This window comes from Streptomyces sp. KR55, from assembly GCF_052245645.1.
Taxonomy (GTDB): domain Bacteria; phylum Actinomycetota; class Actinomycetes; order Streptomycetales; family Streptomycetaceae; genus Streptomyces; species Streptomyces flavusporus.
This window is the reverse complement of sequence record NZ_JBQQCE010000428.1, coordinates 1-8513: the sequence shown is the minus strand read 5'-3', so window position 1 is coordinate 8513 and position 8513 is coordinate 1. Positions and strand designations below refer to the sequence as shown.

The window sequence follows — 8513 nt, the reverse complement described above, 5'->3', positions numbered from 1 at the left end:
CGGGCACGGGCACGGCCTCCGCGGACGCCTCGAAGTCCCCTTCCCCGTCGAAGTCCGACAAGGACAAGGACGCGAAGGACGACAAGAAGTCGGCGACCCCGACGGAGGACGACCAGTCGTCCCCGACGGACCCGGACCCCGATCCGTCGAATCCCAACCCCGCGCCGCCCCCCGCCCCGGCCCCGACCCCGACACCGACCTCGGATCCGACGACCTCGGTACCGGACCCGGACCCGGAACCGTCGGAGACGTGCGAGCGGTTCTTGTGGTGGTGCACTTAGCTTGCCCGGCGGCTGCGGCAGGCCGGTGAAGTCGAGGCTTCGAGGCGATGGCAGGCGCAGTCGCATCGGAGGGTGAGCAGCGGGTGCTCCCAGTCTGCGGAACCCTCGCGCCTGATCTCCGGACGGCACCACGTACCGCTACCGGGCCCGCACACAGTCCCACTGGTCGTACAACGGCGCCAGCGGCGACCTGTACTCGTCGTTCTCGCCGTGGTGCTACTTCGTCATCGACTCCACCGCGCCCAAGGCCCCGACGATCGAGCCGAAGGATCCCGTCAACGGCTCTCCGTACGTGGAGTGCAAGACGGGTGCGTGCCCTGCCAAGGGCGGTCCGGGAATCGTCGCCACGTTCGTGTTCAATCCCGATGCTGTCGATGTGTGCGAGGTGATGGACGACGATGCGGTGCGGCTGGTGACCGACGCTTGATCAACATCTGCTGCCCAAACTCGGCATCGGCCGCCAGCGGATACGCGCTGTCCTCTACACCGCCGCGGTCACCGTGCCCGGGGGCCGGAGTTGTCCTCCACGGTGCACTCGGTCCTGCGCTCGGTCCGGCCGAGGGGAAGGTCGATGGCCGTGCCGAGGCTGCCGCAGGTCTGGTTCTGCCGGCCGTTCTGTGCGGTGTTGGTCTCGGATCCGACCACCAGGTCGGTGTCGGTGGAGGCCTGGCCTCGGCGGGTCGCGGCGGGACCGGGGCGGCGGGAGTGGTCGGCGGCGATGCAAGTGGTGTGCTTTCGGACGGTGCCCAGGACGTTGATCGTGACCTTGTCGGCGGAGTTGCCGCAGTTGAGGTTCTGCCGGCCGGTCTGTGCGGTGTTGACCTGGGGGCCCAGGGTGAATCCGCCCTTCGCCCGGGCGCCGCCGGCGTGTTCACCGCGGCCGTGGCCGTGATCCCTGCCGGAGGCGTGGTGGCGGTCCATGGCCACGCAGGTGGTCTCCTGGTTCATGGTGCCCAGGACGTTGACGGTGACCATGTCGGCGGAGTTGCCGCAGTTGAGGTTCTGCCGGCCGGTCTGAGCGGTGTTGACCTGGGGGCCCAGGGTGAATCCGCCCTCCGCCCGGGCGCCCCCCGGGGGGCCGCTGTACCGGCGGGTACGACCGTCGGTGTCGACGCAGACCCGCTTCCGGTTGACCGTCTCGACAAGGTTGACGCGTACGAAGCGGGTGGAGTTGCCGCAGTTCAGGTTCTGATCCCCGTCCTGGTCGGTGTTCTCCTGCCCGTTGAGCGGAGCGCTGAGCACGTCGGCGAAGGCGCTGCCGCCGACCGCGGACACCAGCGCACCGGCGGTGAGCACGACTGCCACCACCTTGCGGACCTTCTGCGCCGCTGTACTGTCCGCCGCGTTCCGTCGCCGGCGTCCCATCATCATGATCCCCTGCTGTTGAAGTCGAGTCCGCTGTGCCGCGCTCTCGCGATCTGCCGCGCGGTGGCGACCGTTGTCACGGTCGAGAACGCCCAGCCGATCGAAAAGTGACGGTTTGCCGGAATTGGAGACGGCCCCGCCCGAGGTGCCGAGTGGGGCCGATCAGGCGTGGGGCCATCGCGTTTTGTGCCGTGACTACCGGTGGACGGTGCCGATGTTCCTGGACTTGTCGACGGCGACACACTGGGTCTGGGCGCCGCCGGAGGTGATGACGGTCAAGCCGTTACGGCTGCCGCAGTTGTTGTTCTGCCGGCCTTCCTGGGCGGTGTTCTGCTGGACCAGGTGACTGACCAGGCCGGAGCCGCCGGTCGCCTTGGCGCCACCGCCCTTGGTCGCGGAGTGCTCGTTGCGGGAGTGGTTCTGGTTGCTGCAGAAGCTGTCCGTCAGGCTGCCGCCCGTCGAGACAAGGGTGTCGTTGGGGTTGCCGCAGTTGTTGTTCTGCCGGCCCTTCTGAGCGGTGTTCTGCTGGACCAGGTGACTGACCAGGCCGGAGCCGCCGGTCGCCTTGGCGTCACCGCCCTTGGTCACGGTCCGCTTGTTGAAGGAGGCATCGCCGGTCGCGCAGCGGGTCGCCGTAGGGCCTCCCGGCTGAACAATCACGGTGTTCGGGTTGGCGCAGTTGTTGTTCTGTCGGTGCTCTTGGGCGATGTTCTGCTGGAACAGATTTCCGATGGCGCCATGGCCGCCTGACGCGGTGGCGCCGTGGCCGTCGGCGGAGGCGATTCCAGGACCCCCGGACGTCAGGCAGCCCACCGCCAGAGCCATCAGTGTAGCCCTCCTGATTTTCTGCACCTGCACCCTTCCTCTAGGACGGACTCGAACTCTTCGGAACGCAATTGCCCCTTTCTTTTCAACGACGTCCCAGTCCGCCCGGACATGGCGTCACCCGGATTTCCCTCGTACGGCCCACGGAGGCCGCTCGCCGCACCCCTCGGGGCCTCGCGCGGTGAACAGCGCGGGCAAAAGACCCTTTCACGCGACACGCGAGGCGAGGGGTGCCATACCTCAAATGGATCGTCCGGCAGCGCGCACCGCGCCTGGTGCTGTTATGACTGAATATCAGATGGAAAGAACGAGCCGGCAAGCCTGGGGGCCTTCACATGCCCTCATCGGTGCTATCGGTATCGAATATCGCCGACTAGTCCGCCTCGTCTACGGTAGGAGTTACGTTTGCGTAACGTGGCAATCGTTGGCATGGGTTGCAGATTTCCGGGAGCCCGGAATCTCCCCGAGTATTGGCGGATGCTCCGGAATGGTGAGCGCCAGTTCCGGGCAGTTCCTCCCGAGCGCTGGGATCATGCACCCTTCCATACGCCGCAGGACAGGCGCGCCCGCGCCGGAACATACACCGACACCATCGCTCCGCTCTCCGCCGTCGACCAGTTCGACGCCCGCCATTACCAGATGTCACCACGCCGCGTGCAAGGAATGGACCCGCAGCACCGCCTTCTGCTGGACGCATCCCGCGAGGCGTTGCAGGATGCGGGCTGGGAGCGACAGGAGTTCGACCGCCAGTCGGCCGGGGTGTTCTTCGGCCTGGGCGTCAGCGAGTACATGGAGCTTGTGCCCGACGTCCTCACCATGCAGCCGCTCTCGCTTCCGGGGGCGCTGCTGAACATGGCGGCGGCAAATGTGAGCCGGTTCTTCGACCTGCACGGCCCCAGTTTCACCGTCGACGCCGCGTGCTCAGCGACGTTGGTCGCCTTGCACCAGGCCCTGAGCCATCTCGCCACCGGCGAGTGCAGCGTGGCGCTGGTCGGCGGGGCCTATCTCGCTTTGGAGCCGCGCACGCTGCTGGCCTTCTCGAAGGTGGGTGCGATCTCGGCAGCCGGCGTGTGCAGGCCTTTCGACCGGAACGCCGATGGGTTCGTACTGGGCGACGGCGTCGGGGTGGTCGTGCTGCGCCCGCTGCGGGACGCGCTCGCCGCCGGCGACCGGGTCTACGCCGTGATCCAAGGCATCAGCATCAGCAACGACGGGGCATCGGAGGGCCCGATGACGCCGAGCAGCGCGGGTCAGCTCACGGCGCTGCGCCGGGCCTACGCGGATGCCGGATGCTCCCCCCGCTCGATCGGGGTCTTCGAGGCACACGGCACCGCCACGGTGGTCGGTGACGCCGCGGAGCTGGACGCGATCACCAAGCTCCGCGAGGAGGCCGACGGCGGGGACCGGGACGCTGTCGCCTGCCTGTCCTCGGTGAAGTCGCTGATCGGCCACTCCCTGGGGGCCTCCGGTGCCGCATCCCTGATCAAGACCGCGTTGGAGCTGCACCACCGCACCATCGTGCCCATGCCGGACACCGATCCCGCTCGTCCGGAGGACCTGGCCGCGTCGAAACTGCGGATTCCGCGGGCCGTTGAGCCCTGGGAGCACTCCGGGGACCAGCCGCGTCGCGCCGGGGTGAGCAACTTCGGCTTCGGCGGCACCAATGTGCACGCCGTACTGGAGGAGGCGCCGGACCCCAGCGCGCTGCCGCGCGGCGCCACGTCGCCGGCTGTCGGCCGCCGGGCCGCCGGACCGGCGGAAGTGCGGGAGGCGCAGGACTGCGGACCACAGCTGTTCCTCTTCTCCGCCGGCGACGTGGACCGGCTGGAGTCCCACCTCGTCCGCTTCCTGGAGACGCTGCAGGACGCCCCCAGCATGCCGCTGATCGCCATCGCGCGGACCCTGGCGAGCAGGCGGCTGCTCACCGCCCGGCTCGCTGTTGTCGCCGGCAGCCACGCGGAGTTGCGTACGCGGGTGCAGCAGGCCCGGTCCGCACTCGCCCAGGACAGGGTGGGCACGCTGGGCGAAGGGGTGTACTCGGCGGTCGCGCCGCTGCCGGTGTCGGACCGTAAGATCGCCTTCGTCTTCCCTGGGCAGGGCAGCCAGCACCCCGGGATGGCGCGGGACCTGTACGAGCGCTTCCCCGCCCTGCGCTCCACTGTCGACGCCTGGGACACGCTTGCCGTCTCGGAGAACGGGGCGTCGCTGCTCGAGTCGGTGTACGGGCCCGCCAGCCATACCCCGGAAGGACTGGAGCGGCTCACCGGCACAGACGTCTGCCAGCCGGTGCTCGGCGCGTTCGGCGTGGCGCTCGCACGCTTCGCGCAGTCGCTCGGTGCCGTCCCCGCCGTCAGCTTCGGCCACAGCGTGGGAGAGTTCCCTGCCGCGGTCGTCGCCGGTGCCCTGGACGATTCCGAGTGTCTTCGGCTGCTCTTGGCACGCAGCGCCCGCATGCGCCGCGTCGAGTCGGTACGGCGTGGCGGGATGCTCGCCGTGCGAGCCTCGCAGGAAGAGCTCGCTCCTGTGACGCAGGGGCTGGAGGAGGTATGGGCTGCCTGCTTCAACCACCCCCGCCAGGTGGTGTACAGCGGCACGGCCGGGGCGCTGAAGGAGCTGGCGTGGCGCTGTGCCCAGGCAGGCTTGACGGCCACACCGCTGCGGGTCTCCAACGGTTTCCACTCCCCACTGCTCGATCCCGCCCTCCACGATCTTGTGGCGGACCTCGCGACCCGTACGATCACCCGCCCCGGGAACGGATTCGTCTCGTCGGTGAGTGGCGCGGCCGAGGACGACCCCGCCGTGCTGCGGGAGCTGTGGGGCCGCCACGCCAGCGCCCCCGTCCGGTTCGGGGACGCCGCTCGCGCCGCGTACGAGGCCGGCGCGAGGGTGTTCGTGCAGGTCTGCGGGGGCAGCGGCCTGCTCGGTGCCGTACGGCACAGCGTTCCGGGGCCGGGCGCGGTCCGGTGCGTGTCGATGACCAAGGGTGGTCCCGACCAGGCCCGTACCTTTCTCGCCGCGCTCGGCGAGCTCGCCGTGCTCGGCGTGGACATCGACGCCGCCGCGCTGGTGCCCGAGGGGACGCCGCTGGTGACGCTGCCGCCCTCGCCGCTGGCGACGAAGTCGTACTGGTACCCCCGCGTCGCCACCCGGATCCCGGCCCCGCCCACCGTCCCTGGTCTGGGCACCGTGGAGGGGAATCTCCAGCAGACCGCCATGGAACCCCGCCGGTCTCCGAACGGCCGGCCGACTGCTCCGGCCCCGCCGCCCGAGCGGCACACCTCAGGGGCGGTCCAGGCACCCTCCGCTGCTCCCTCTGCCCCTCGTTCCTCCGATCAAAAGGATTTCTTGATGCATGACGTCGTGACGCTGTTGCGGGAGCAGCTGAGCCTGCTGCAGACCTTCGGCACGTCCGCCCCCGCCGCGGACCACCCAGCGGCCTCGCCGCTCATCCCGCAGCGGGCCGTCGGCATGGATCTGCTCAGCCTGCCTGCGGACGAAGACGGTGACGCCTGTGGGCCGGCCGCGGGGGCAGACTACGACCAAGTGCGCGCTCGCGTGTACGCCGAGCTGTCGGCCGTCAGCGCCTTCCCGGTGGAGCAGTTGACCGACGAGCTGCTCATCGTGCAGGAGCTGGGCTTCGACTCGCTGATGACCACCGAGCTGCTGGTGCGGCTTCGGCGGGCCTTCCCGGAGGTCGCCGAGCGCATCACCGGGGGATTCCTTCCCCGGCAGCCCACCATCGCCCAGGCCGTCGACGCGATGGCCGAGCTGCTCGAGGTGGGTCGTACGGTCCCAGCCATGGCTGCGGTCACGTCCGTTGCGGCGCTCCCGGCCCGAGTCGAGGGCGCTATGGGTTCGTCGTCGAACGGCCATGCCCGCGCCGCTGCCAAAGGCGCTACGAGTACGTTGCCGAACGGCCACGCGGTCGAGGCCAGGGTGGTCACGGCCGAGCCGGTCCCAGCCGCACCGGTGCGACCGGAAACCCGTGTCGAGGACTTCCCCGAGGTGCTGGAGATGGAGCGACGCGGCGCGTCCCTCGGACGCAGCCCGTACTTCCTGCTGCACGAGGGCACGATGCGGGACACCACCCGGGTCGGCGGCCGGGAGCTGATCTCCTTCTCCGGATACAACTACCTCGGCCTGTCCGGCCACCCCAAGGTCGCCGCCGCAGTCAAGGAGGCCGTCGACCGGTACGGTACGTCGGTTTCGGCGAGCCGCTTCCTGTCCGGCGACCGGCCGCTGCACCGTGAGCTGGAGTCGGAACTCGCCGCCCTGAACGGCTGCGAGGCGGCCATCGCTCTGGTCAGTGGGCACGCCACCAACGTGACCGTGATCGGCCACCTGATGGGTCCGGAAGACCTGATCCTGCACGACGCCCTCGCGCACGACAGCATCCTGCAGGGCTGCAAGCTCTCCGGGGCGAGGCGCCGTCCCTTCCCGCACAACGACATGGCCGCGCTCGACACGATGCTCGGGCGGATCAGGCACCATTACCGCCGCGTTCTGATCGTGGTCGAGGGCGTCTACAGCATGGATGGCGACATCGTCGACCTGCCGGCCCTGATCGAGGTCAAGCAGCGGCACGGCGCCATGGTGATGATCGACGAGGCGCACAGCATCGGCGTCGTCGGCCGCCACGGCGGCGGAGTCGGCGACCACTTCGACGTGGACCGGTCGGCAGTGGACCTGTGGTCGGGCACGTTGTCAAAGTCCCTTGCGGGGTGCGGCGGTTACGTGGCCAGCACGGCACGGGTCGTCGACTACCTCAAGGCCTCCGTGCCCGGGTTCGTCTACAGCGTGGGCATGACCCCTGCCAACGCCGCGGCCTCGCTCGCCGCAATCCGGGTCATGCGCGAGGAGCCGGAGCGGCTGCAGCGGTTGCGCGAGAACGCCGAACTCTTCCTCCAGCTGGCCCGGCAGGCCGGGATCGACACAGGCGGCAGCCTCGGTTCGCCAGTCGTACCCGCGATCGTCAAGGACTCGTCCAAGGCCCTCCGTCTGTCGGCGGCACTGTTCGACGAAGGGATCAGCGCCAACCCGATCCTGCACCCGGCAGTGGCCGAGAAGTTGACGCGGCTTCGGTTCTTCGTCACCTGTGAGCACACCCCGCAGCAGATCGAGTCCAGCGTGTCCACGCTCGCCGCCCACTGGCAGTCGCTCAACAGCTGAATTCCTGGTGTCCCGGGCACGAGGACGCGCCCGACCGAGTAGTTCATCCGAATCGAGGAGCAGGCCCCGGTGAAGCCTCCCCCAGTAACATCCCCCGAGTCCACGACGGGGACAGCAAGCGACACGTTCGGCGAGGCGTCCGCCGGCCCACCACACCAGGACGGGCCGGTCCGACTTCCGCTGCCGCTGCGCCGCCCCCGTACTGTCCTCACAGTCTGGCTGTTGCTCGTGGTCCTGGCCGGGATCGTCGCGAGCGGCACGCTCAACGTACTGAAATCCGGAGGATTCGACGATCCCTCATCGGATTCCGCGGCAGCCACGAGGTTGCTGCGGGAGAAGTTCCCCACTGCCCAGCCCAACCTGTTCGTGCTGGTGCGGGACAAGGGTGGGGACGCGAGCAGTACAGCGGCCACCCGTGCCGGACAGTCGGTGCTCGAGGAGCTGTCCCGCGAGAGCGGCGTGCACATCGTGGCCTCCTATTACCGCACCCCCGACCCGGCGTTGCGCTCGGCCGACGGTGCGGGTCTGACCGCGATCAGCGTCACCGGCGACCAGGATGCCGCCACCCGCAAGGCCAAGGACCTGCACACCAAGCTCGCCGGAGAGCGAGACGGCGTCCAGGTGCGCTTCGGCGGCATCACCCAGATCAACAACGACCTCAACGACCGGACCGCGCAGGACCTCAAGCTCGCCGAGTCGGTGGCGATCCCGCTCACGTTGCTGCTGCTGATCCTGGTCTTCCGGGGCGTCGTCGCGGCGCTGCTGCCCCTGGCGGTCGGGATGTCGGCCATCGTCGGGGCGATGGCCGTGCTGTGGTGCCTGGCCCAGCTGACCTCGGTCTCGGTGTTCTCCACCAACCTGATCATCGCGCTC

General features: G+C 69.4%; 5 protein-coding genes and 1 pseudogene. 4 read left to right on the top strand and 2 right to left on the bottom strand.

Annotated features, from left to right (window positions below; translation table 11 throughout):
* Nucleotides 1-281 (top strand): annotated as a pseudogene (locus ACTWQJ_RS40430) (hypothetical protein); the annotation flags it as partial.
* 292 nt (nucleotides 282-573) lie between these two features.
* Nucleotides 574-708, top strand: coding sequence for a hypothetical protein (locus tag ACTWQJ_RS40425; RefSeq protein ID WP_443311418.1), 135 nt, complete (start codon nucleotides 574-576; stop codon nucleotides 706-708).
* Nucleotides 709-776: 68 nt separating this feature from the next.
* Here ACTWQJ_RS40425 and ACTWQJ_RS40420 read toward each other — a convergent pair whose 3' ends face one another.
* Together ACTWQJ_RS40420 and ACTWQJ_RS40415 are read right to left on the bottom strand one after the other, a co-directional pair.
* Nucleotides 777-1652, bottom strand: a complete 876-nt coding sequence (locus tag ACTWQJ_RS40420) for a hypothetical protein (protein WP_443311417.1) — start codon at nucleotides 1650-1652, stop codon at nucleotides 777-779.
* Between the two features lie 189 nt (nucleotides 1653-1841).
* Entirely contained in the window at nucleotides 1842-2471 is a 630-nt protein-coding gene (locus ACTWQJ_RS40415; protein WP_443311416.1) for a hypothetical protein, read from the bottom strand.
* 414 nt (nucleotides 2472-2885) lie between these two features.
* Between ACTWQJ_RS40415 and ACTWQJ_RS40410 the strand changes: the two genes are divergently transcribed.
* Nucleotides 2886-7640: an aminotransferase class I/II-fold pyridoxal phosphate-dependent enzyme gene (locus tag ACTWQJ_RS40410; protein WP_443311415.1), complete on the top strand. Its 4755-nt coding sequence runs from the start codon at nucleotides 2886-2888 to the stop codon at nucleotides 7638-7640.
* A gap of 69 nt (nucleotides 7641-7709) precedes the next feature.
* The coding region (locus ACTWQJ_RS40405; protein WP_443311414.1) for an MMPL family transporter at nucleotides 7710-8513 on the top strand (804 nt) is incomplete at its 3' end.